Below are 23,564 nucleotides of genomic sequence, written 5' to 3' on the forward strand. Positions count from 1 at the left end.
TGTAACAGCCTGCGTCACCGAACTGCACACTGCTGGTGCGCAACTGCTACAACCCGCACCTTTTACAGGCTAGCCGCTTCGCGAAAAAGCGCCGCTTCCAGCAACACATTTCAACAATCAAATAACGATCCGCAGGCACTGGCCTGCGTGATACAGCGAAAATCCGGCCTCGTACAGACAGCTGCGCAATCCCACACCCGCCAATGGCTGCATGGGTGCGAAGGGAATCGGCAGGGCTTGAGGATTTCCGTTACACAGATAATCAGCAAAGGCTTTGCCGACCACAGTGCCAGTAGTGACGCCCCGGCCGTTGTAACCGGTAACGGCCACCAGACCCGGCGCCGGCTCGAACAGGCGCATCAAATGATCGGGGGTGAAGGCAATGCAACCGGTCCAGGTGCATTCCCATTCCACCGGTTTCAGGTAGGGGAAGTAATGCTGCTGAACCCGGTCGGCCCAGGCTTTCAGGAACCAGGTCGGTTTCTGGTTGCCATTGCCGAGACTGCCGAGCAACAACCGCCCTTCGGCATCGCGACGGATGCTGCTGAGCACCTGCCGGGTGTCCCAGGACCCTTGGCCACCGGGCAGAATCCGTTGCGCGGCGTCTTCGGTCAGCGGCACCGAAGCCACTTGATAGTAATAACCGGGGAAGAAGTTGCGCCGCAGCGCTGTCCAGTCGCCTTCGGTGTAGGCGTTGGACGCAATCACCACCTGCTCGGCCAGCACCGAACCCTGGGCGGTCTGCACCGACCAGCGCTGGCCCTGACGTTCGAGTCGGGTGACCGGGGAGTGATCGAACAGCTGACCGCCAAGACCGATGGCCGCGTTGGCCAGCCCCGTGGTGTAGGCCATCGGGTTGATCGTGCCGGCGCGCCGATCGAGCAACGCGGCGGCGATCTTTTGGGTGCCCGTGGCTTGTTCGCAGGCAGCTCCGGAGAGCAACTCCACCGGTGCACCGCGACGTTTCCATTGGGCTTCGCGACTGCGCAGATCCGCCTCGCCACGTGCGTTATGCGCCATGTGCAGCGTGCCTTCGCGGCGCAACTGGCAATCGATGTTGTATTTGTCGATCAGGCTGAACACCAGCGACGGCGCCGCACCGAGCATGCGGTTGAGCTGACTGCCGACCGCTTCGCCGAAACCGGCTTCGATTTCGTCCGGTGGAATCCACATCCCGGCGTTGACCAGCCCGACGTTACGTCCCGAACCGCCATGCCCGGCGCGATGGGCTTCCAGCACACAGACGCTTTTACCTTGTTCCAGCAGGTGCACCGCCGCCGACAGGCCGGTGAAACCGGCACCGATGACGCAGACATCCACCATCACCTCACCCTTGAGCGCCGCATTGTCGGGCCTTTGCGGCGTCAGCTTTTCCCACAGACATTCTTCGCGTAACGGCATTGCCAGACTCCAATCAGAAACCTAACCAACACACCATTCCCCTGTGGGAGCGGGCTTGCCCGCGATAGCGTCAGCACATTCATCATCTGAGTGACTGACAGATTGCCATCGCGGGCAAGCCCGCTCCCACAGTGTTCTTCATGGGTTCAAAGGATGCACTTAGTCGAACGTAATCCCCTGAGCCAACGGCAGCTCCAGCGAATAGTTCACGGTGTTGGTCTGACGGCGCATGTACCCGCGCCATGCGTCCGAACCGGACTCACGACCACCGCCTGTTTCCTTCTCACCGCCAAACGCCCCGCCGATTTCCGCGCCGCTCGGGCCAATGTTGACGTTGGCGATGCCGCAATCGCTGCCCACCGCCGACATGAACTGCTCGGCTTCACGCACATCGGTGGTAAAGATGCACGACGACAGGCCTTGTGGCACGGCATTGTTCAGGCGCAACGCCTCTTCGAACTCGCTGTAACCGATCACGTACAGAATCGGCGCAAAGGTTTCGCTGCACACCACGTCACTCTGCTCCGGCATTTCGACGATGGCTGGCGAGACGTAATAAGCGTTGGGGAATTTGTCTTCCAACTGACGCTTGCCGCCGAACACCCGGCCGCCTTCGCTCAAGGCCTGCTCCAGCGCGTCCTGCATGTTGTCGAAGCTGTGTTTGTCGATCAGCGGCCCGACCAGATTGCCTTCCAGCGGATGGCCGATGCGCACCTTGGAGTAAGCGGCTTTCAGGCGGGTGACGATTTCTTCTTTCACCGACTCGTGGGCGATCAGGCGACGCAAGGTGGTGCAACGCTGACCGGCAGTGCCGACGGCGCTGAACAGAATCGCCCGTACGGCCATGTCCAGGTCGGCGCTTGGGCCGAGGATCATCGCGTTGTTACCGCCCAGTTCCAAAATGCTGCGGGCAAAACGTGCGGCGATTTTCGGCGCCACTTCACGGCCCATGCGGGTGCTGCCGGTGGCGCTGACCAGCGCGACACGCGGATCATCAACCAGAGCTTCGCCGGCATCGCGACCACCGATGATCACCTGGCTCAGGTGCGGCGGGGCGTCGCTGAAATTCTTCAGGACGCGGTCAAACAGCGCCTGACAGGCCAGTGCGGTCAGCGGGGTTTTCTCCGACGGTTTCCAGATCACCGGGTTGCCGCAGACCAGCGCCAGCGTCGCGTTCCAGGCCCAGACGGCAACCGGAAAGTTGAAGGCGCTGATCACGCCAACGATGCCCAGCGGGTGCCAGGTTTCGCGCATGTGGTGGCCAGGGCGCTCGGAGGCAATGGTCAAACCGTACAGCTGACGGGACAGACCGACCGCGAAGTCGCAGATGTCGATCATTTCCTGAACTTCACCCAGGCCTTCCTGAGTGATCTTGCCCGCTTCCCAGGACACCAGCTCGCCCAGATCGGCCTTGTACTCGCGCAGGATGTCACCCAACTGGCGCACCAATTCGCCACGGCGCGGCGCCGGCACCTTGCGCCACAGTTCGAACGCATGATCTGCGCGACTGATGTGCTGCTCGACTTCAGCAGCGCCTTCCCAGTTCACGGAGGCAATCCGGCTGCCATCGATCGGCGAATGCACCGGCACTTTGCCGTTCTGGTACAGGGCCGGGTTTACACCAAGACGATCAAGCAATGCGGCAACCATGGGTCACTCCTCAAGCAAAAAACAGAAAACGTGCAGCCGGATTAATTCGACTGATGAGACCTGTAGTTTTAGCGCTCCCGAGGTTACCCAACAAACGACCTTTAAGAGAGATATCATTCCGTTTATTCATGCTGCGAATCTGCCGGTAAAAAAGAGCATCGAGAGAAACAAGAAGAAGGAAAACCAATGCTGAATAAACGCTACCTGCCGTCGATCACTGCGCTGCAGTGCTTCGAGGCCGTGACCCGGCATTTGAGCTTCACCCGGGCCGCCGAAGAGCTGAACCTGACCCAGAGCGCCGTCAGCAAACAGGTCGCGCAACTCGAAGAATTGTTGCAGCACCTGCTGTTCCGCCGGGTGCGCCGACGTCTGCAAATGACCCCGGCGGGGGATTTGTACCTGGTAGAGGTGCGAAAAATCCTCACCCAAGTTGAAATGTCGACCCATTACCTGCGTTCCTACGGCGGTGACACCGAAGTCTTGCGCGTCTCCACGCCTCCGACTTTCGGTGCGCGCTGGCTGGTGCCACGCTTGAAAGGCTGGCGCCTGCGTCATCCGTCAATTCATCTGGACCTGTGCAGCGAACAGGAAGCCGACGATCTGCTGCAAGGTCGCAGCGACCTGGCGTTCTACTTCGGCCAGGGCTCACGGCCCGGCACCGAATGCCTGAAGCTGTTTGGCGAAGAGCTTGTTCCTGTGTGTGCCCCGGGCAGTCTGCCAGATACGCCGTTCACCGATCCGACCCAACTCACCGACCTGGTCCTGCTGCAAAACGCTTCCCGCCCCCAGGCCTGGCACGACTGGTTCGACAGCCAGGGCTACCACACCGAACACAGCTACCACGGCCCGCGTTTCGAAACGTTCTATATGTGCATCCGTGCTGCCCAGGTCGGCTGCGGCGTGGCGCTGCTACCGAAGTTTCTGGTGGAAGAGGAATTGGCCGACGGCAAACTGGTCATTCCCTGGCAGCATGCAATGCCCAGCACCGACGCCTATTACCTGGCCTATCCGGAGCATTCGGCGGAAGTGCCCAAGGTGCGGGATTTTGTGAAGTGGATGCTGGAGCAGATGGACAATCCGGATGCGCCGCAAAGTTGAAATATCACGCAACCTCCGTGGTAAGGGGGCTTGCCCCCGTTGGGCTGCGTAGCGGCCCTAAAACCGGCAACCCGGTTTGTCCGGCTGATCATGGCGTCACGCAATAACAAAGCGGCCATCGACGACTTTGGTTTGAGCGAGACGAGCGCGCACATCATCATCGATGGCGGGATCATCCATTCTGTAAAGCCGCACCCTGCGATACGCATTGACTCGATTGATCTGCTGTCCAAGATACTCCCAAACCACCCTCGAACACGCAGGAGTACGATGGTCACCTGCGGAAACGCCCATCTTCAAGCCATTGAGTCGAGTAATACAGCTTTTGAAGCTCGGGATGAGAATGGTTTGGCTAATCTCGTTGGACGTCAGCGACTCATAATCGATGAGGAACAAGCGATCCTGTAAGTAGTAGGCAATCCCCACGTATCGATACCGCTCAAACTCCCCATCCGTCCCAGTTATCTGTAAGCGTTCATTTCGTTCGTATACGAAATGCTGCCCCTCCTCGTACATATGCACCAGGGAGCACAGAACGGAACCGGGCTCTGTCATTGCATGGTAGTACTCGTAGTAGTAACCCGTGTGGGCTTTTAGCTGCGACGAAGACTGTTGCCGAAGGTGATCAAGCATCCGCTGCGGTGCCGTCACCTCGCTGGACGGACTGATTCGCCTTGCTTTAGCGCCGATAAGAATGATGAATTGCTCTGTCGGCAAACCTATTTCGAACTCTTCGACTCCGAAAAAATCACAGATCCGTTTAAGGTTAAAAGGTGTGGGAAGGCTATTTCCGCATAGATATTTATTAAATTGCCCACGATTAATTCGAAGTTTCCTACAGACTTCCGCGACGGATCGATAGTGACTACACAGCAGCCTTAAGTTAGCCGGAAAAAAATCAGACATACAAACCCATCACAATAGTGCCAGAAGACTCGAACATAGCATCAACCCGCATCATTTTTAACCAACTTGCGAAATTGCGCGCAACGATAGATGACCGGATATTACGGTTCCTGAAAGCTTCAGGACCTGCTACACCATAAATCCGCCAGCACTCTAAATAGCAAGGAGCTTTGAATGCTTGACATCATCAACGACTTTCTCTCCGGCAAGGTTTTGATACCTTTAGTTCTTGGGCTGGGAAGCTATTTCACAATCCGCTCAAGATTTGTCCAGCTCCGATACTTCATCCACATGATCTCGGTATTACGCGGGAACTGGCATACCGGCAATCATCACTTGAGTTCATTGCAGGCATTGACGCTCAGCCTGGCCGGCCGCGTCGGAACCGGCAATATCGTTGGTGTCGGCATTGCCGTGAGCATGGGCGGCCCCGGTGCAGTGTTCTGGATGTGGATGACCGCTCTATTGGGGATGTCGAGTAGCTTTTTCGAATGCGCGCTGGGTCAACTCTACAAGCGCTGCGATGCAAACGGTCAATATCGTGGGGGCCCGTCCTGGTACATCCAGCATGGTCTGGGCAAACGCTGGCTCGGAACGATTGCTGCGCTCCTGCTTTTGGTGACCTTCGGGTTTGCCATCAATGGCCTTGAGTCCCATGCCGTATCGCACTCTCTCAACAATGCCTTTGGTTTATCGACGACATGGTCCGGACTCACGCTGTCTCTGTTACTGGGCATTGTGTTCGTGGGCGGTATAAAGCGCATCGCGGCGGTTGCCGATTTATTGGTTCCCCTTAAAGTTATCGCCTATATCGGTGTAACGCTTTACGTGATCGTGTTGCAAATTGACCTGGTCCCCGGAGTGCTGCTCAGCATTGTCAAAAGCGCGTTCGGACTGGATCAGGCTTTTGGCGGGCTGGTGGGCAGTGCAATCATGATGGGGGTGAGGCGCGGAGTGTTCTCCAATGAAGCAGGACTGGGCAGTGCGCCTAACGTCGCCTCTGCGGCAAAAATCGCCCATCCGATAGCACAAGGCGTGGTGCAAGCGTTCAGTGTCTTCATCGACACCATCATTATTTGCACGTGTACCGCGTTGATCATTTTGCTTTCCGGCTTTTATGCTCCCGGTTTCGAAGGCGACGGCATTGCGTTGGCACAAAACTCACTGGCTGAGGTAGTAGGCGATTGGGGCCGGATGTTTATCAGCGTGGTACTTGCCCTGTTTGTGTTCACGGCAATGCTCTACAACTACTATCTGGGAGAAAACAGTTTACGATTCATCTTCGCAGCGCCCCATAAATCATTAATTGCGTACCGCATATCCGTATTGATGCTGGTCTTTTGGGGTTCGGTTGAAGACCTTTCCACGGTGCTCGCGTTTGCCGACATCACCATGACATTTTTGGCGTTGGTCAACCTTATTGCGATGACACTGCTATTCAACGTCTGTATGCGAATCCTGGGCGACTATGATGAGCAACGTCGCGTAGGAATAAAAAAACCCGTTTTTGACTCAAGCACATTCAGCGATCTGGATCTCGATTTGATGGCTTGGCCCGCGATAACAAATCCTCTCCCGCCGAAGAACCCTGTTTGTGCGGATCGGCCTCCAGCTAAAGCTCAGATCGCATAAATTTCAATGAACGCTGAGCCATTGCACTTATGCGATGGTTCAGCAGATAAGCAATGCCCAGGCAACATCATCACCCCCCCAAAAAAAATAATTACTCTCGCCCTCATAACCCAAGCGCGCTCAAGGAGTTCGTCTATGAATCGCTACCAGCCCCTTAAATCCAACGCATCTAACATTCCAACTTTTTATATAGACTCACAGGTCGCATCCCACCTGTTATTTGAAGATGCCTGTTTCAGAATACGCGCCGCAACGAGCCTTTTAGAGGCGCTGACCTCTGTAACCGTTAAAAACACTAATGACGCTGACTTTTTCCGCCTGATACTTCCGGCCTATATATTGCTACAGGACGGTGTCGACGCGCTGGACCAAATAACATTTAAAGGATTGTAAGTCATGGCCAAATCAGCGACTCATGAAATGATAAAAGCAGCAATGATCAAGGCAATTGAAACAGGGCTTATTCCTCGTCACTCCCACTTGGATGGCTATGTAAGAAGTTGGGAGAGCCTGGCGCTCGTCATCCAGGCAGCGCTCGAGGCAACAGCAGATAACTGAGGAGTCGCAGGTGTTTGCATATGAAGGTGCCAGCAACATGTGATTATTCCAGCATGAACACAAAAAAAGCTGGCAATCCTCACCGCTGATATGCGCCACTAGCCCCATTCATTGAAACAGCTGCAACGCCGCTGCCCCGGGCCGCGGCCCGCCTGGAGAACCCCGTTATGAGCGAGAGTGTGTTTGCCGATCGTATCGTGCAGAACCTGCTCGACACCGACTTCTATAAACTGACGATGATGCAGGCGGTGCTGCACAACTACCCTAACGTGGAAGTCGAATGGGAGTTTCGTTGCCGTAACAGCGAGGATCTGCGCCCGTACCTGGCGGAGATCCGTTTCCAGATCGAGCGTCTGGCCGAGTTGAGCCTGAGCGCCGATCAGTTGAGCTTCCTGGAGCGCATCAGCTTCCTGAAACCGGACTTCCTGCGTTTTCTCGGGCTGTTCCGTTTCAATCTGCGCTATATCCACACCGGCATTGAAAACGGCGAGTTGTTCATCCGCCTGCGCGGGCCGTGGCTGCACGTGATTCTGTTCGAAGTGCCGTTGCTGGCCATGGTCAGCGAAGTGCGCAACCGCTATCGCTACCGGGAAATTGTCCTGGAACAGGCCCGCGAGCAGCTCTATCGCAAATTCGACTGGTTGACCGCCAACGCCAGCACCGACGAATTGTCCGAGTTGCAGGTAGCCGATTTCGGCACTCGCCGTCGCTTCTCGTACCGCGTGCAGGAAGAAGTGGTGAACGTGCTCAAACATGACTTCCCCGGTCGCTTCGTCGGCACCAGCAACGTGCACCTGTCCCGGGAGCTGGATATGAAGCCGCTGGGCACCATGGCCCACGAATGGATCATGGCCCACCAGCAACTCGGTCCACGGCTGATCGACAGCCAGATTGCCGCCCTCGATTGCTGGGTCCGCGAGTACCGTGGTCTGTTGGGCATTGCCCTGACCGACTGCATCACCTCCGATGCCTTCCTCAGCGATTTCGATCTGTTCTTTGCCAAGCTCTTCGACGGCTTGCGCCACGATTCCGGTGACCCGGTGCTCTGGGCCGAAAAAGCCATCGCCCACTACCACAAGCTGGGCATCGACCCGATGAGCAAGACCCTGGTGTTTTCCGACAGCCTGACGCTGCCCAAGTCTCTGGAGATTTTTCGGGCGTTGCGCGGTCGGATCAATGTCAGCTTCGGTATCGGTACCAACCTGACCTGCGATATTCCGGGTGTCGAACCGATGAGCATCGTGCTTAAAATGACGGCATGCAACGGCCAACCGGTGGCCAAGATTTCTGATGAGCCTGGCAAGACTCACTGCAAAGACCCGAATTTCGTCGCCTATTTGCGACACGTTTTCCAAGTACCTGCCGCCCTTTCCAGTACATCAAGCAAGGAGTGAATTCATGCAAGCCGTACAGCGTGAGATTGCTGAACAGCTCAAGGTCCAGCCGCCGTTCGCGGATCAACTCGCCCTCGAGGCTGAAGTCGCCCGTCGGATTACCTTCATTCAGGACTGCCTGGTCAATTCAGGGCTCAAGACGCTGGTGCTAGGCATCAGCGGCGGCGTCGATTCCCTGACCGCCGGCCTCCTGGCCCAACGCGCCATGCGTGAACTGCGCCAGCGTACCGGTGATAACGGCTACAAGTTCATCGCCGTGCGCCTGCCGTACCAAACGCAGTTCGATGAACACGACGCCCAGGCCTCGGTGGACTTCATCGCCCCGGACGAGCGCCACACGGTTAACATCGGCCCGGCGGTGAAATCCCTGGCCGGTGAAGTGGCAGCCTTCGAAGGCAAACAGGCGGTCTCGGTGGATTTCGTATTGGGCAACACCAAGGCGCGGATGCGCATGGTTGCGCAATACACCATCGCTGGCGCAGCTCATGGCCTGGTGATCGGCACCGACCACGCAGCGGAAGCCGTGATGGGCTTCTTCACCAAGTTCGGTGACGGCGCCTGCGACCTCGCACCGCTGAGCGGCCTGGTGAAAAATCAGGTCCGGGCGATTGCCCGTAGCTTCGGCGCGCCGGAGCCGCTGGTGGAAAAAATCCCGACCGCCGACCTCGAAGACCTGTCGCCGGGCAAACCGGACGAAGCGTCCCACGGCGTGACCTACGCCGAGATCGACGCCTTCCTGCACGGCGAACCGGTGCGCGAGGAAGCGTTCAAGATCATTTGCGATACGTATAAAAAGACTCATCACAAGCGCGTGATGCCGTTTGCGCCGTGAGCCGTGAATGAACGAAAAAGCCCGCTGAGGAGTTGATCCTCAGCGGGCTTTTCTTTGGCTTGAGCTGAGCATTTGTCGATGCTGAAGGCCCATTCGCGAGCAAGCCCGTTCCTACACTGGGTCTGCGGTGTATACAGATCAAATGTGGGAGCGGGCTTGCTCGCAAAGAACGATAACGCGGCAGCCCGTCTTACTTCAGGGTAACAGTGCCTTTCATCATCGAGATGTGGCCCGGGAACGAGCAGAAGAAGCCGTATTTTTCCGCAGCATCGAGCTTCGACACATCGAACGTCACCGAGTCGGTTTCCTTCGCACCGATGACTTTGGTGTGAGCGATGATGCGGGCATCGCCTTCTTTCAGGTAGTTCTTGTCGATGCCAGCGGCCAGGCCGTCGGTGGCGATCGGCTGCATGTCTGCCTCTTTGCTCAGCACCCAGTTATGACCCATGACGTTTTTCGGCAAGCTGCCGGAGTGAGTCAGTTCAACGGTGAACGTCTTGCAGCTTTTGTCGATTTCAATGGCCTTGGTGTTGAAGGACATCTGATCGGTGGAGTCGATGGTCGTCTTGCACTCGGCAGCCATCAATTGGCTGCTGGCCAGTGTCAGCAGGGATACCGCAACAAGTTTGGCAAACATGGTGAATCTCCAAGGCAGGGTTAACAAAAGTGCGAATGGGCAGAAGACTGCCTGAAATCTTCGCAAGTTCCTATGACCTGAATCAAAAATTGTATACAACTTTCGGGCTATGACTCTCATCGAAACAATCTACCAGCCAGACGCCTGGCATGGCCCTATCATCAGGGCCGTCATCTCTCATCTGGAGCGTCTGTCATGTCTTTCAACAGTTTGTTGAGCAGTTTGCTCGCCGCCTATGCCTGTGGTGCCAGCGGTACTTACGAAACACCTGAACACGAAGTTTAGTCCTTGGAACGATGCAAACCTGCCTTTACTCTGTGGCCCTGATGACCGTGGAGTAAGGCATGCCTTTAGCATCCGTTTGTGTATTTTGCGGTGCCAGCACCGGCACCAATCCGGCTTATCGTGAAGCGGCTGTCGCCCTGGGGCGAGCATTGGCCGAGCGCAAGCTGACCCTGGTCTATGGTGGCGGCGCCGTCGGGCTGATGGGGATTGTGGCCGACGCCGCACTGGCGGCCGGTGGTGAGGTGATCGGGATCATCCCCCAGAGCCTCAAGGACAAGGAAATTGGCCATAGCGGCCTGACCCGCCTGGAAGTGGTCGACGGCATGCATGCGCGCAAGGCGCGAATGGCCGAACTCAGCGATGCCTTCATCGCCCTGCCTGGCGGTCTGGGCACACTGGAAGAACTGTTCGAAGTCTGGACCTGGGGCCAGCTCGGCTATCACGGCAAACCGCTGGGTTTGCTGGAAGTAAACGGTTTCTACAGCAAGTTGACGTCTTTTCTTGATCATATCGTCGGCGAAGGCTTCGTTCGCGAAGCGCACCGTGACATGCTGCAAATGAGCGAATCGCCGCAAACCCTGCTCGAAGCACTGGACGCCTGGCAACCCTCGGTACCGCCAAAATGGACCGAGCAAAAACCCAGCTAACGGCTCGGCATCGATACAGGGCAGAATATGCGCCGCTCAACCTCACCTTCGACCCCAGAGGATCGCCCATGGCTAAACCTAATTATTCCTTCGCCAAACGTCAGAGAGACTTGGCCAAGGAGCAGAAGAAAGAGGAAAAGCTTCAGCGCAAGAAAGCTACAGCTGAAGAAGAAGCAGCAGCACTGAACCCGGATACCGAAGGCGAAGTGGCTACAGACGAAGCTGAAGCACCGAAAGATCAGGCGCCCGACGCCTGAGACCCTCAGGGCCCGATGATCTGATCAGGCCCACCGGATCTGTGTCCAGGGTCAGCAACGATGTTGCTGACCCTCACAGGCCAATCTGAAAATACCCCTCCAGAACTGACTTGCACATCCCCATGTGGGAGCGAGCCTGCTCGCGATGACGGCGGCACACTTAGCAGTTACCTGACCGATACACCGCTATCGCGAGCAGGCTCGCTCCCACAATTTGATCTCAGTTACTCCAACGGCATTACTGTGACCCGAACCTCGGGATCGTGGCTGCCACCGCCCAGGATCACTCCGCGCAATGGCGACACATCGGAAAAATCCCGGCCCCAGGCCAAGGTGATGTGCTCCAGCGCTGGTTGCACATTGTTGGTCGGGTCAAAATCCACCCAGCCCAGCACCGGACAAAACACCGACACCCACGCATGCGACGCATCGGCGCCGATCAGCCGTGGCTGGCCCGGCGGTGGCTGGGTCAGCAGGTAGCCGCTGATGTACCGCGCCGCTAATCCACGGGAGCGCAGGCAAGCGAGCATCAAATGCGCAAAGTCCTGGCAAACCCCACGTCGCCTCTCCAGCACTTCAACCAGCGGCGTCGCCACTTGGGTCGCTTCGGCATCGAAGGTGAATTCGCTGAAGATCTTCTCCATCAACGCCTGAACACCCAGCAGCAATGGCCGACCAGGAGGAAAGCAACTTTCGGAGAACTCGACGAAACTGCGCTTCAAATGCACATAGGGCGACTCGAACCGGTAACGGCAGGCTTCCAGCAACTCGGATGAAAGTGGCTGACTGCTGTAGGTCAGCGCGTTGCAGGTCTCTTCCCAGGCCGGCGATTGATTGAAGTCCAGCGACGGCCGGGCCAGCACTTCGACGGTGAGCCGGGCATTGACCAGCAATTCATCGTGGGGCCGCTCGAACGCCAACCGGGTCAGCGGGTTGCCGAACACATCCAGCTCATCCCGGCGCGAAGTCGGCTCGGGACTGATCTGCAATTGCTGTTCGGTGCAGCGCTGCCAGGCACAGGCTCGCGGCCACAGATGCGCCAGTTGCTGGGCCAGGGACACTGGGCTGTCGTAGTGATAATGGGTGTCGTGGAAAATCTGGTAATGGGCATTCATCAGACGGACACCGTGCGCTGGCTGACATCATCGACATGGGCGAAATGGCGCAAGGCCAGGCGATCCGACACCTGTCCGCTGGCATCGGCGATCTCTTGCAGCAGATCGGCCAGCCCCTCTATGGCGGCTCGGACACTGGCCTCGCCGAATAGCGAATTCTCCAGGCAGCCCAGATCGAAACGCGCCAGCCGCTCCACCAACTGCGGCAGACCTGTCTCACGCGGCGCGCCAAAGTCGTCGTTCAAGCGTTTCAACGTGCGGGTCACCAGTTTCAACTGGAACAGCACCGCGTGAGGGTTCTGCTCGTCGAGCAACAACAGGTCGAGCACCGGGATCAATTGCGCCACCGCCAGGTACCGCGAGCGGTAGGTGATGCTGCTGTTACCCAACTCCAGCAGCCACTCCAGCCCGGCCTGATCGAAAGCCCCGGCGCCGCGCAAAAACGCCGCCAGACTGCCGCTGAGAAATTGCAGCCGTTCGATTCGCCGACCGATCATCAGGAAACGCCAGCCTTCGTCCCGGGTCATGTCGTCCAGGGCAAAACCGGACAGCGCCGCCAGGGACATTACCAAGCGGTTGAGGAAATCCAGCAACTCGCCGAAATCCGGCTCTTCGGTTTCCAGTTCCATGGCCTCGCGCTGCAACTCCACCAGCGCTTGCCAGTTTTCCCGGGAGAGCTTGCCGCGCACCTGCGAGGCCGCCCATTGCAGACGTTGCAGATTGGAACGCAGGCTGAACGGCCAGTCATCGCCGAGCAATGCCGCGAGCAAGCGCTCCGGCAGTTCGCCTTCGTCGGGCAACAGGTGCAGCCGCTCACCAAGGTCGACCGCCGCCTCCAGCGCTTGCGGACCATCGCCATCGACATAGCGCGCCAGCATGATCCGCAGCAACCGCGCGCTGTCATCGCAGCGCTCGCAATAACGGCCAAACCAGAACAGGTTCTCCACCACCCGCGACGGAAGATACGGATCGCGGCGCACCAAGTCATGAACACCGATGGTGCGCTGGGTTTTCCATTGTTCGCCGCTGGGGGCCCGCTCACCGAGCACCCACGTGTCCTTGCTCGCACCACCGCGCTGCATCGACACCACTTCGGCGTCTGCCTCGGCCGCCACTCGGGTCAAGCCACCCGGCAGCACTCGATAACCATCACGACTGGCCACCGCATACACCCGCATGCCGATGGCCCGAGGCTGCAACTGACCGTCCTCGGCCTGCCAGATCGGCGCCTGGGAAAGTTGCGCCAATTCTTGCGCAACATAGGCATAAGGCCGAGCCTGCATGCGCCCAGCCAGCGCCCGACGCTGTTTTTCACTCAAATCACGGCCAAATACCGGCGCGAAGCTCTGGGATGGAAACGCCGGTTTGATCAGCAATTCCGGGAGTTTTTCCAACGCCTGGGCCAGTACCGGCGCTTCACCGCACCACCACGTGGCGATGGACGGCAGGATCAGTTCTTCGCCGAACAAGAACTGATTGATCCTTGGCATGAAGCCCAGCAACCCCGGCGACTCCAGTACGCCGCTGCCCAGGGCGTTGGCCACCAGCACCCGGCCCTGGCGCACAGCTTCCAGCAACCCCGGCACGCCGAGGGCCGAGTCGGTGCGCAATTCCAGCGGGTCGCAGAAATCATCGTCGAGGCGGCGCATGATCGCGTGAACCCGGCGCAGACCGCTCAGGGTTTTCAGGTAGACGGTGGCGTCACGAACGGTCAGGTCGCCGCCCTCCACCAGTGGATAACCGAGCTGACGCGCCAGGTACAAATGTTCGAAATAGCTTTCGTTGAAGCGACCCGGTGTCAGCACCACCACCAGCGGCGCTTCATCGTCACACGGCGCCTGGCGAGCCAGGGTTTCCTGCAAGGTGCGGAAGAACCCGGCCAGGTGCTGCACTTTCAAATCCCGGTACAACTCGGGGAAGGCCCGGGACACGATGGTGCGGTTTTCCAGCGCATAACCGGCACCGGATGGCGCCTGGGTCCGGTCAGCGGTGACCCACCAACGACCGTCAGGCGTGCGCGCCAGGTCCACGGCATACAGATGCAAAAAGGCCCCGTCAGGCGGAGAAATACCCTGACAAGGCCATAAAAAGTTGTTGTGCCCGAACACCAGCTCGGCCGGCAGCAGTCCTTCAGCGATCAAACGCTGCGGGCCATAAAGGTCGGCCAGCACCGCATTCAGCAAACGCGCCCGCTGGGCAATCCCGGCGGACAATTGCTCCCACTCATCGGCGGCAATCACATGGGGCAACAGGTCCAGCTCCCAGGGCCGGTCGGCGCCCTTGGGATCGGCATAGACGTTGTAGGTCACGCCGTTTTCCTGAATTTGCCGGGTCAACAACGCCTGGCGCTGCACCAGTTGTGTCGGGGTGCTGCGTTGCAATTGGTCGAACAGCCGACGCCAGTGCGGGCGCACCGCGCCGCTGTCGTCGAGCAGTTCGTGATAAGTGCCCGCCGTCAGCGGGTAGCGGTCAAGCAGGTCAGGCATGGAAAGCTCGGCAGACAGCAAAGAACGGTCAGACTAACGCAGGCTCATGACGCCCGGATAGACGAAAAATCCGAGCGTCGTGTAGGGCTTAGAAACGTCGTAAATCGAGCGTCATCGGCAGCTCGTCGTTAATCGTCACGTTCGGTATAGGAAGTTTCCCTGGGGTGTGCCCGATTCGGAAGAATCGCGCCATGCGTCGGCTCTCCGCTTCATTAGCGTTCACCGGCAAGCTGTCGTAATTGCGCCCGCCCGGATGGGCGACGTGGTACTGGCAGCCGCCCAGCGACCGTTCCATCCAGGTGTCGAGCAGGTCGAACACCAGCGGCGCGTGGACCGGGATGGTCGGTTGCAGGCAGTTGGAGGGCTGCCAGGCACGAAAGCGCACGCCTGCAACGAATTCGCCAACCCGGCCGGTCGGTTGCAGCGGCACCGGAATGCCGTTACACGTCAGCAAATAACGTTGCGGCGCCAGTCCCGTGACTTTGACCTGCAAGCGCTCCAGGGACGAATCCACATAACGCACCGTGCCGCCCACCGCGCCCTCTTCACCCAGCACATGCCAAGGCTCCAGGGCCTGACGCACTTCCAGCTCGATACCACTGACGGCGTAGTCGCCGACCTTGGGAAAACGAAACTCCAGATGCGCGGCAAACCACTCGGCGCGCACGGGATAACCGGCGGCATCCAGATCGACGATGACGTCGGCGAAATCCTGCTCGATAAAGTGCGGCAGCAAGAAGCGATCGTGCAGTTCGGTACCCCAGCGCGCCAGTTTCGGCGGCGCATAGGGTTCGCGCCAGAATCGCGCCACCAGCGCCCGCAGCAACAATTGCTGCGCCAGGCTCATGCGCGCATGAGGCGGCATTTCAAAGGCGCGCAACTCCAGCAAACCGAGGCGCCCGGTGGCGCCGTCGGGTGAATAGAGTTTGTCGATGCAGAACTCTGAGCGGTGGGTGTTGCCGGTGACATCGATCAACAAGTTGCGCAGCAGTCGATCCACCAGCCACGGCGCGCATTCTTCCCCCGGCTTCGGCATCTGGGCGAAGGCGATTTCCAGCTCATACAACGAGTCGTTACGCGCTTCGTCCACCCGTGGCGCCTGGGATGTCGGGCCAATGAAAAGTCCGGAAAACAGGTAGGACAAGGACGGGTGGTTATGCCAGTAACTGATCAGGCTGCGCAGCAAATCCGGACGACGCAAAAACGGTGAATCAGCCGGCGTCGCACCACCCAATACGAAATGGTTACCGCCGCCGGTGCCGGTATGGCGACCATCGATCATGAATTTCTCGGTGGTCAGGCGAGTCTGGCGTGCTTCTTCGTAGAGAAATTCGGTGCGTTCAACCAGTTCGTCCCAAGTGGCGGACGGTTGCACATTGACCTCGATCACGCCCGGATCCGGGGTGATGCGAAAGTTGCTCAGACGAGGATCGCTCGGCGGTTCATAGCCTTCCAGCAACACCGGGCAATGCAGCTCCTGGGCCGTCGCCTCGATGGCGGTGACCAGTTCCAGGTAGTCCTCGACCTGCTCCAACGGCGGCATGAACAGGTACAAGCGGCCATCCCGAGCCTCGGCGCAGAATGCGGTGCGGGTCAGCCAGTCTGCGGATTCGTCGACCTCGATATCCCGTTCAACCGCTTCGGCCGGCGTGCCCGGACTGTTCAACTGCTGAGTGTCCGGCAGCGCCGGGAATTCCTGGTTCGGGTCGTTGGGGTAAATGAATGGATACTCGGCCGCTTTCACCCAAGGCTGTGACCCCAGCGGCAAGCGATAACCCAGCGGCGAATCCCCCGGTACCAGCCGGCAGTGTTCATCGCGCAGGTACCAGCGACCGCTCTGCCATTGATCACCCTTGGCGGTGCGGGCCAGCGGCAGGACCTGACCGATCACCTTGTCCAGGCCCTGGCTGAAGACTTTGCGCAGCCGCGCCCGCTCCAATGGTTCTTCCAGGCGCGAATCTTCGGCGCTGACGTTCTGCGGCAAAGCGCCTTCGCGCCAGAGGTAATAGAAATTGTCTTCGTAGGCCGGAAACACGAAGCGTGTCGGAATTTTCAAGCGCTCGGCGACACTCGCCAGAAAACGCCCGGCCAGTTCGCCATCGGCGCCGTAGTCTTCCTGCTCATCGGCGATCAGCGCGCTGTTGTGCCAGATCGGCACACCATCCCGCCGCCAGTAGCAATTCAACGACCAGCGCGGCAGTTGTTCACCGGGGTACCACTTGCCCTGGCCGAAATGCACCAGGCCTTTGGGCGCGTAGTGCTTGCGCATGCGCTGGAACAGTTCGGCGGACAGGCGACGCTTGTCCGGGCCGAGGGCGGCGGTGTTCCACTCGGCGCCGTCGGGGTCATCGATGGAAACGAAGGTCGGCTCGCCGCCCATGGTCAGGCGTACGTCGCCTTCCAACAGGTCGGCATCGATCTGCCGGCCCAGCGCCTGAATCGCCTGCCATTGATCTTCGGTGTAGGGCTTTGTGACGCGCGGCGCTTCCCAAATCCGCTCCACGGACATTTCGTGGGTGAATTGACACTCGCACGGTTCCACCAAGCCACTGATCGGCGCCGCAGAGCCCGGATCGGGACTACACGCCAACGGAATGTGTCCTTCACCGGCAAACAGCCCTGAGGTTGCGTCCAGGCCGATCCAGCCGGCGCCGGGCAAGTAGACCTCGCACCAGGCATGCAGGTCAGTGAAGTCCACCTCGGTGCCCGAGGGGCCGTCGAGGCTTTTGACATCGGCGGTGAGCTGGATCAGGTAGCCGGAGACGAAACGCGCCGCCAACCCGAGGTTGCGCAGCAGTTGCACCAGTAGCCACGCCGAGTCGCGGCAGGAACCGGAGGCGTGTTCGAGGGTGTGTTCGGGGGTCTGGACGCCAGGCTCCATGCGAATCAGGTAGCCGATGTCTTCACTCAGGCGCTGGTTGAGGGCGACCAGAAAATCGACGCTGGGCAGCGGCGTGCGGTCGATGCCGTCCAGGTAGGCTTGGAACTTCGGCGTCAGGGGCAAGGTTTCCAGATAGGGGGCCAGCTCCTGGCGCTCATCGGCGGCATAGGTGAACGGGATTTTTTCCGCGTAGGGCTCAAGGAAGAAGTCGAACGGATTGAACACTGCCATTTCTGCCAGCAGGTCGACTTCGATCCGCAGCTCATCGGTTTTTTCCGGGAACACCAACCGCGCCAGGTAATTGCCCTGAGGGTCCTGCTGCCAGTTGATGAAGTGCTGCTCGGGCGAGACTTTCAGCGCATAGGACAAAATCCGCGTGCGACTGTGGGCCGCCGGGCGCAGGCGAACGATCTGCGGACCGAGCTCGACAGCACGGTCGTAGCGGTAGTGTGTGACGTGATGCAATGCGACATGAATCGACACGGCGAGCCTCCTGCGAGCCTTAAGCGTATTCGAAAGCGCGCAAGACTTATGCCACCCAGCAGCGCAGGCACTTTCATAGATTTGCTTAGGGCAGTACAGCACCAAAATCGGGCGATGCGGGAAATTGCTTTGGGCCAGGTGCACGCAAATGTGGCAAGCCGCTACTGTGTGAGCCTCACAGGGTGTGCTTCAGGCTCGCTTCGAGCCGCTTGATCCGCTGGCGGATGCGAGCACCCACCTGCAAAACCCTGATCCCACGCTGGTAGCGCCGCTTGCTCATCAAGTACAAACCGATCAGCGACGGCACCGCCGCTATCCAGGCAAACCCGGCATGATTCGCCTCGACCATCACCAGCAACGTGATCGACAGACAGAACACCAGCATCGTGAACAATCCCCAGACCGCCTTGGCGTAGCCGCGAGTCAGCGCAATGAAACACAGGGACATCACCAGACACCCGCCGAACATGGCGAAGATGACGTTCTCCATCATCGGGTAGTCATGTGGGAAAAATGCCGTACCGAACACCGAGCCGGTCAGTGACATGGCAAAAATCGTCATCATCATGACCGCCACATGAATCCACCCATAGCGCCGCACATACGGTTGCCAGGCCAGCCAGTGGGCGAATTTCAACTGCATGAGTTTGTCGGCGGCGGTTTGTGGCGCGGGGGATTTCTTGCGGCGGGACACGGTGTTCTTCCTTGAAGTTGAAAAGCTGCAGCCTGATCGTCCCACGCTCCTGCGTGGGACGATCAGCAAAACGCCAACCCGAAGGTTGGCATTCTGTTGTCAGCGATCAGCGTTTAGCGCGGGACAACCGGCTTACGCGCAGGCTTGGGCCCTTTGCCTTTGGCCGCGTCCTTGCGATCCTTGGCCGCTTGCTGATTGCGGGCAAACGCCGCAGCCTTGGCCTGTTCACGCTTGTCCCACGGGTTGCCGCCATCGCTGGCGCGCGGTGGCAGACCGGTGTGCTGGGTCAGAATCTTGGTGGTCTTTTCCCCTGCCACTTTGTGGCTGCCGGCCGGTGTCGAGTTCTTGCGACGGGCGCTCTGGTAGCTGTCGGTCGCCGGCTGATGCAGCGGGATCAGCTGGTTCTTGCCCGGCCCGATCAGGTCGGCGCGGCCCATGCGGGTCAGCGCTTCACGCAGCATCGGCCAGCCTTTGGGGTCGTGATAACGCAAGAACGCCTTGTGCAGACGACGCTGCTCTTCGCTCTTGACGATGGTCACGCCGTCGCTCTTGTAAGTGACCTTACGCAGCGGGTTCTTGCCCGAGTGGTACATCGCGGTGGCGGTGGCCATCGGCGACGGGTAGAACGCCTGCACCTGATCGGCACGGAAACCGTTGCCCTTGAGCCACAGAGCCAGGTTCATCATGTCTTCGTCGGTGGTGCCCGGGTGAGCGGCGATGAAGTACGGAATCAGGTACTGCTCTTTCCCGGCTTCCTTGGTGTACTTCTCGAACATGCGCTTGAACTTGTCATAGCTGCCGATGCCCGGTTTCATCATCTGGTTGAGCGGACCTTCCTCGGTGTGTTCCGGGGCGATCTTCAGGTAACCACCGACGTGGTGGGTCACCAGCTCCTTGACGTATTCCGGCGACTCGACCGCGAGGTCGTAACGCAGGCCGGACGCGATCAGGATCTTCTTCACACCCGGCAAGGCACGGGCGCTGCGATAGAGCTGGATCAGCGACGAGTGGTCGGTGTTCAGGTTCGGGCAAATGCCGGGGAACACGCATGAAGGCTTGCGGCACGCGGATTCGATTTCCGGGGTCTTGCAGGCGATGCGGTACATGTTCGCCGTCGGGCCGCCGAGGTCGGAAATGACGCCGGTGAAACCTGGGACCTTGTCACGGATCTCTTCGATTTCGCGAATGATCGACTCTTCGGAACGGTTCTGGATGATCCGGCCTTCGTGCTCGGTGATCGAGCAGAACGTACAGCCACCGAAGCAGCCGCGCATGATGTTCACCGAGAAACGGATCATGTCGTAGGCAGGAATCTTTTCCTTGCCGTATGCCGGGTGCGGAACCCGTGCGTAAGGCATGCCGAACACGTAGTCCATTTCTTCGGTGGTCATCGGAATCGGAGGCGGGTTGAACCAGACGTCCACTTCGCCGTGCTTCTGCACCAGCGCACGGGCATTGCCCGGGTTGGTTTCCAGGTGCAACACGCGGTTGGCGTGAGCGTAAAGAACCGCGTCGCCACGGACTTTCTCAACCGACGGCAGACGAATCACGGTCTTGTCGCGCGTCATCCGTGGGCTCGCCAGGATCTGCACGACCTTGGCTTCGCTCGGGTCTTCAACCGGCCCCTTTTCCTGCTCGATCGCGCAAGCCTGGGTATCTTGGGTGTTCACGTACGGGTTGATGATCTTGTCGACCTTGCCCGGACGATCGATACGCGTGGAATCGACTTCGTACCAGTCTTTCGGCGTGTCGCGACGGATGAACGCGGTGCCACGCACATCGGTGATGTCTTCGATCTTGTGACCATAGGACAAGCGCTGGGCGACTTCGACAATCGCACGCTCGGCGTTGCCGTAGAGCAGGATGTCGGCGCAGGCGTCGATCAGGATCGAGTTGCGCACCCGGTCCTGCCAGTAATCGTAGTGGGCGATGCGGCGCAGGGAGGCTTCGATGCCACCGAGCACGATCGGCACGTGTTTGTAGGCTTCCTTGCAGCGCTGGCTGTAAACCAGGCTCGCGCGGTCCGGACGTTTGCCCGCTAGGCCACCGGGGGTGTAGGCGTCGTCGGAACGGATTTTCTTGTCGGCGGTGTAGCGGTTGATCATCGAGTCCATGTTGCCGGCCGCGACACCGAAAAACAGGTTCGGCTCGCCGAGCTTCATGAAGTCGTCTTTGGACTGCCAGTTCGGCTGCGCGATGATCCCGACGCGGAAGCCCTGGGCCTCCAGCAGCCGGCCGATGATCGCCATACCGAATGACGGATGGTCGACGTAGGCATCACCGGTGACGATGATGATGTCGCAGGAATCCCAGCCGAGCTGATCCATCTCCTCCCTGCTCATTGGCAGGAATGGCGCTGGCCCGAAACATTCGGCCCAGTACTTGGGATAGTCAAATAACGGCTTGGCTGCTTGCATGTCGATAACCGGTGTTGGCTTTCATTGAATTTCGCGGGCGCGGAATATAGCACAAATTTTGACCAATTCCGACGGCTATGGTCGGAAATTGCGGCGACCCATCGCGGGCAAGCCCGCTCCCACAGGTTCGGTGTAATCCCTGTGGGAGCGGCGGTGCGGCGATCCGACTTGCCCGCGATGAGGCCCGATCAGGCGATGTAGATATTACTCATCGTCGTCGAAGTTGTAGCTACCCGGCGCCAGGTTTTCAAATCGGGTGTATTTGCCGATGAAGGCCAGGCGGATAAAGCCGATCGGGCCGTTCCGCTGCTTGCCGATGATGATTTCGGCAATGCCTTTGTGTTCGGTTTCCGGGTGATACACCTCATCCCGGTACACGAACATGATCACGTCGGCGTCCTGCTCGATCGCACCCGATTCCCGCAAGTCGGAGTTTACCGGGCGCTTGTTCGGCCGTTGCTCCAGGGAACGGTTGAGCTGGGACAGAGCCACTACCGGGCAGTTGAATTCCTTGGCCAGGGCTTTCAGGGACCGGGAGATCTCGGAAATCTCGTTGGTCCGGTTGTCACCGCTGGAGCCGGGGATCTGCATCAGCTGCAGGTAGTCGATCATGATCAGGCCGATCTCACCGTGCTCACGCACCAGACGACGAGTCCGCGCACGCATTTCCGAGGGGCTGATACCCGCCGTGTCATCGATGAACAGCTTGCGATCGTTGAGCAGGTTGACCGCCGAGGTCAGGCGCGGCCAATCGTCGTCTTCCAGACGACCGGCCCGGACCTTGGTCTGGTCGATCCGACCGAGGGACGACAACATACGCATGATCAGCGATTCGCCTGGCATCTCGAGGGAGTAAACCAGAACAGCCTTCTCGCTACGCAGCACGGCGTTTTCCACCAGGTTCATCGCAAAGGTGGTTTTACCCATGGATGGACGGCCGGCGACGATGATCAGGTCCGACGGTTGCAGACCGCTGGTTTTCTCATCGAGGTCGGTATAGCCGGTGGACAGGCCGGTGATGGCATTGTCGGTGTTGAACAAGGTGTCGATACGGTCGATGGCCTTGGTCAGCAGGTCGTTGACGCTCACCGGGCCGCCGGTTTTCGGACGGGCTTCGGCGATCTGGAAGATCTGTCGTTCAGCTTCGTCGAGAATCTCGGCGGCGGTGCGACCTTCCGGGTTGAAGGCGCTGTCGGCGATTTCGGTGCTGATACCGATCAGTTGGCGCAAGGTCGCCCGCTCGCGAACGATTTGGGCATAGGCCTTGATGTTGGCGACGGACGGCGTGTTTTTCGCCAGTTCGCCGAGGTAGCCGAGGCCACCAACCTGGGACGTCTGACCTTCCTTGTCCAACTGCTCGGCCAGGGTCACGACGTCGATCGGCTGGTTCTGGTCCGCCAGTTTGGCGATCGCCCGGAAGATCAGGCGGTGGTCATGCCGATAGAAATCGCCGTCGGAGACTTGATCGAGCACGCGTTCCCAGGCGTTGTTGTCCAGCATCAAACCACCGAGCACGGCCTGTTCGGCCTCGATGGAATGCGGCGGCACCTTCAGGGCAGCGGTTTGCAGATCGTATTGCTCGGGAGCGGAGATATCGTTCATGGCCACTTGGTTTGTCAGGAAGAGCTGGGATTATAAAAATCAGGAACTACAGAAAGACAAAGGGCACGACCTGTAAACAGGATCGTGCCCGATGTTACCGGCAAGCACCCAAGGGTGCCAGCCGACAAGTGCTGCTTAAGCTGCTACCACGACAACGCGTACGGTGGCTTCAACTTCGGCGTGCAGGTGCACGGCTACGTCGAATTCGCCTACGTTGCGGATGGTGCCGTTCGGCAGACGAACTTCGCTTTTTGCAACTTCAACGCCAGAGGCGGTCAGTGCATCAGCGATGTCGTGGGTGCCGATCGAACCGAACAGCTTGCCTTCGTCACCAGCGGTGGCAGTGATAGTCACTTCCAGCTCAGCCAGTTGGGCGGCACGGCTTTCAGCCGAAGTTTTACGGTCTGCTGCGGCTTTTTCCAGCTCAGCGCGACGCTCTTCGAACGCAGCCAGGTTGGCTGGGGTCGCAGCGGTAGCTTTGCCGTAAGGCAGCAGGTAGTTACGACCGTAACCAGCCTTAACGTTCACTTTGTCACCCAGGTTGCCCAGGTTGGTGACTTTTTCCAGAAGGATCAGTTGCATGTGAAAA

General features: G+C 59.1%; 19 protein-coding genes. 8 read left to right on the forward strand and 11 right to left on the reverse strand.

Features of this window, described 5'->3' with window-relative positions; translation table 11 throughout:
- Positions 1 to 117: 117 nt before the first annotated feature.
- Together amaA and amaB are read right to left on the reverse strand one after the other, a co-directional pair.
- Positions 118 to 1,401, reverse strand: a complete 1,284-nt coding sequence (amaA, locus tag AACY49_RS09225) for an L-pipecolate oxidase (RefSeq protein ID WP_339523146.1) — start codon at positions 1,399 to 1,401, stop codon at positions 118 to 120.
- Positions 1,402 to 1,560: 159 nt separating this feature from the next.
- Entirely contained in the window at positions 1,561 to 3,051 is a 1,491-nt protein-coding gene (amaB, locus tag AACY49_RS09230) for an L-piperidine-6-carboxylate dehydrogenase (protein WP_320392407.1), read from the reverse strand.
- A gap of 186 nt (positions 3,052 to 3,237) precedes the next feature.
- Between amaB and AACY49_RS09235 the strand changes: the two genes are divergently transcribed.
- The gene (locus AACY49_RS09235) at positions 3,238 to 4,149 is read left to right on the forward strand and encodes a LysR family transcriptional regulator (RefSeq protein WP_258697801.1); all 912 of its coding nucleotides are present in this window, start codon (positions 3,238 to 3,240) and stop codon (positions 4,147 to 4,149) included.
- 96 nt (positions 4,150 to 4,245) lie between these two features.
- Here the strand turns inward: AACY49_RS09235 and AACY49_RS09240 are convergent, their stop codons facing one another.
- On the reverse strand, positions 4,246 to 5,055 hold the full coding sequence (locus AACY49_RS09240) for a helix-turn-helix domain-containing protein (RefSeq protein WP_339523149.1): 810 nt from the start codon (positions 5,053 to 5,055) through the stop codon (positions 4,246 to 4,248).
- A 174-nt stretch (positions 5,056 to 5,229) separates the two neighbouring features.
- On the opposite strand from AACY49_RS09240, the gene AACY49_RS09245 reads away from it, so the two are divergent.
- From AACY49_RS09245 to nadE, 5 genes are all read left to right on the forward strand, one after another.
- Entirely contained in the window at positions 5,230 to 6,687 is a 1,458-nt protein-coding gene (locus AACY49_RS09245) for an alanine/glycine:cation symporter family protein (protein ID WP_339523151.1), read from the forward strand.
- A 135-nt stretch (positions 6,688 to 6,822) separates the two neighbouring features.
- A complete protein-coding gene (locus AACY49_RS09250; protein WP_339523153.1) occupies positions 6,823 to 7,080 on the forward strand; it encodes a hypothetical protein in 258 nt (85 codons plus the stop codon).
- Positions 7,081 to 7,083: 3 nt separating this feature from the next.
- Positions 7,084 to 7,245, forward strand: a complete 162-nt coding sequence (locus tag AACY49_RS09255) for a hypothetical protein (protein WP_156877841.1) — start codon at positions 7,084 to 7,086, stop codon at positions 7,243 to 7,245.
- Positions 7,246 to 7,412: 167 nt separating this feature from the next.
- Positions 7,413 to 8,639, forward strand: a complete 1,227-nt coding sequence (gene pncB / locus AACY49_RS09260; protein ID WP_258697806.1) for a nicotinate phosphoribosyltransferase — start codon at positions 7,413 to 7,415, stop codon at positions 8,637 to 8,639.
- Positions 8,640 to 8,643: 4 nt separating this feature from the next.
- Positions 8,644 to 9,471, forward strand: coding sequence for an ammonia-dependent NAD(+) synthetase (nadE, locus tag AACY49_RS09265; protein ID WP_258697807.1), 828 nt, complete (start codon positions 8,644 to 8,646; stop codon positions 9,469 to 9,471).
- Between the two features lie 190 nt (positions 9,472 to 9,661).
- Here the strand turns inward: nadE and azu are convergent, their stop codons facing one another.
- Positions 9,662 to 10,108 carry an azurin gene (azu, locus tag AACY49_RS09270; protein WP_258697808.1) on the reverse strand — a complete coding sequence of 149 codons (447 nt, stop codon included), beginning with the start codon at positions 10,106 to 10,108 and terminating at the stop codon, positions 9,662 to 9,664.
- A 344-nt stretch (positions 10,109 to 10,452) separates the two neighbouring features.
- On the opposite strand from azu, the gene AACY49_RS09275 reads away from it, so the two are divergent.
- The gene (locus tag AACY49_RS09275) at positions 10,453 to 11,040 is read left to right on the forward strand and encodes an LOG family protein (protein WP_320392412.1); all 588 of its coding nucleotides are present in this window, start codon (positions 10,453 to 10,455) and stop codon (positions 11,038 to 11,040) included.
- A 68-nt stretch (positions 11,041 to 11,108) separates the two neighbouring features.
- On the forward strand, positions 11,109 to 11,297 hold the full coding sequence (locus tag AACY49_RS09280; protein WP_253546718.1) for a hypothetical protein: 189 nt from the start codon (positions 11,109 to 11,111) through the stop codon (positions 11,295 to 11,297).
- A 224-nt stretch (positions 11,298 to 11,521) separates the two neighbouring features.
- Here AACY49_RS09280 and AACY49_RS09285 read toward each other — a convergent pair whose 3' ends face one another.
- The 7 genes from AACY49_RS09285 to rplI all read right to left on the reverse strand — a co-directional run bounded on the left by AACY49_RS09285 (position 11,522) and on the right by rplI (position 23,557).
- Positions 11,522 to 12,412: a transglutaminase family protein gene (locus AACY49_RS09285; protein WP_339523164.1), complete on the reverse strand. Its 891-nt coding sequence runs from the start codon at positions 12,410 to 12,412 to the stop codon at positions 11,522 to 11,524.
- Positions 12,412 to 14,898: a circularly permuted type 2 ATP-grasp protein gene (locus AACY49_RS09290; RefSeq protein WP_339523166.1), complete on the reverse strand. Its 2,487-nt coding sequence runs from the start codon at positions 14,896 to 14,898 to the stop codon at positions 12,412 to 12,414. Before AACY49_RS09290 ends, AACY49_RS09285 begins: the two co-directional genes overlap by 1 nt.
- Positions 14,899 to 14,986: 88 nt before the next feature.
- Positions 14,987 to 18,262 carry a transglutaminase family protein gene (locus AACY49_RS09295; protein ID WP_339523168.1) on the reverse strand — a complete coding sequence of 1,092 codons (3,276 nt, stop codon included), beginning with the start codon at positions 18,260 to 18,262 and terminating at the stop codon, positions 14,987 to 14,989.
- 175 nt (positions 18,263 to 18,437) lie between these two features.
- Positions 18,438 to 18,956, reverse strand: coding sequence for a hypothetical protein (locus AACY49_RS09300; RefSeq protein WP_320392416.1), 519 nt, complete (start codon positions 18,954 to 18,956; stop codon positions 18,438 to 18,440).
- Positions 18,957 to 19,069: 113 nt separating this feature from the next.
- Entirely contained in the window at positions 19,070 to 21,373 is a 2,304-nt protein-coding gene (locus tag AACY49_RS09305) for a YgiQ family radical SAM protein (protein ID WP_320392417.1), read from the reverse strand.
- A 204-nt stretch (positions 21,374 to 21,577) separates the two neighbouring features.
- Positions 21,578 to 22,975 carry a replicative DNA helicase gene (gene dnaB, locus AACY49_RS09310; RefSeq protein ID WP_253417023.1) on the reverse strand — a complete coding sequence of 466 codons (1,398 nt, stop codon included), beginning with the start codon at positions 22,973 to 22,975 and terminating at the stop codon, positions 21,578 to 21,580.
- A 135-nt stretch (positions 22,976 to 23,110) separates the two neighbouring features.
- Complete coding sequence (gene rplI / locus AACY49_RS09315) at positions 23,111 to 23,557, reverse strand: 50S ribosomal protein L9 (protein WP_008035347.1); 447 nt, start codon at positions 23,555 to 23,557, stop codon at positions 23,111 to 23,113.
- Positions 23,558 to 23,564: the final 7 nt, after the last annotated feature.

Source organism: Pseudomonas sp. EL_65y_Pfl2_R96 (assembly GCF_963970905.1).
Lineage (GTDB): Bacteria > Pseudomonadota > Gammaproteobacteria > Pseudomonadales > Pseudomonadaceae > Aquipseudomonas.

Excerpts from the sequence above, each read along its gene's own strand:
- amaB (WP_320392407.1), bottom strand. The coding sequence starts at position 3,051 with ATGGTTGCCGCATTGCTTGATCGTCTTGGTGTAAACCCGGCCCTGTAC.
- rplI (WP_008035347.1), bottom strand. The coding sequence starts at position 23,557 with ATGCAACTGATCCTTCTGGAAAAAGTCACCAACCTGGGCAACCTGGGT.
- AACY49_RS09250 (WP_339523153.1), top strand. The coding sequence starts at position 6,823 with ATGAATCGCTACCAGCCCCTTAAATCCAACGCATCTAACATTCCAACT.
- amaA (WP_339523146.1), bottom strand. The coding sequence starts at position 1,401 with ATGCCGTTACGCGAAGAATGTCTGTGGGAAAAGCTGACGCCGCAAAGG.
- AACY49_RS09235 (WP_258697801.1), top strand. The coding sequence starts at position 3,238 with ATGCTGAATAAACGCTACCTGCCGTCGATCACTGCGCTGCAGTGCTTC.
- AACY49_RS09240 (WP_339523149.1), bottom strand. The coding sequence starts at position 5,055 with ATGTCTGATTTTTTTCCGGCTAACTTAAGGCTGCTGTGTAGTCACTAT.
- AACY49_RS09280 (WP_253546718.1), top strand. The coding sequence starts at position 11,109 with ATGGCTAAACCTAATTATTCCTTCGCCAAACGTCAGAGAGACTTGGCC.
- nadE (WP_258697807.1), top strand. The coding sequence starts at position 8,644 with ATGCAAGCCGTACAGCGTGAGATTGCTGAACAGCTCAAGGTCCAGCCG.
- AACY49_RS09305 (WP_320392417.1), bottom strand. The coding sequence starts at position 21,373 with ATGCAAGCAGCCAAGCCGTTATTTGACTATCCCAAGTACTGGGCCGAA.
- AACY49_RS09245 (WP_339523151.1), top strand. The coding sequence starts at position 5,230 with ATGCTTGACATCATCAACGACTTTCTCTCCGGCAAGGTTTTGATACCT.
- pncB (WP_258697806.1), top strand. The coding sequence starts at position 7,413 with ATGAGCGAGAGTGTGTTTGCCGATCGTATCGTGCAGAACCTGCTCGAC.
- AACY49_RS09275 (WP_320392412.1), top strand. The coding sequence starts at position 10,453 with ATGCCTTTAGCATCCGTTTGTGTATTTTGCGGTGCCAGCACCGGCACC.
- AACY49_RS09285 (WP_339523164.1), bottom strand. The coding sequence starts at position 12,412 with ATGAATGCCCATTACCAGATTTTCCACGACACCCATTATCACTACGAC.
- azu (WP_258697808.1), bottom strand. The coding sequence starts at position 10,108 with ATGTTTGCCAAACTTGTTGCGGTATCCCTGCTGACACTGGCCAGCAGC.
- dnaB (WP_253417023.1), bottom strand. The coding sequence starts at position 22,975 with ATGAACGATATCTCCGCTCCCGAGCAATACGATCTGCAAACCGCTGCC.
- AACY49_RS09290 (WP_339523166.1), bottom strand. The coding sequence starts at position 14,898 with ATGCCTGACCTGCTTGACCGCTACCCGCTGACGGCGGGCACTTATCAC.
- AACY49_RS09255 (WP_156877841.1), top strand. The coding sequence starts at position 7,084 with ATGGCCAAATCAGCGACTCATGAAATGATAAAAGCAGCAATGATCAAG.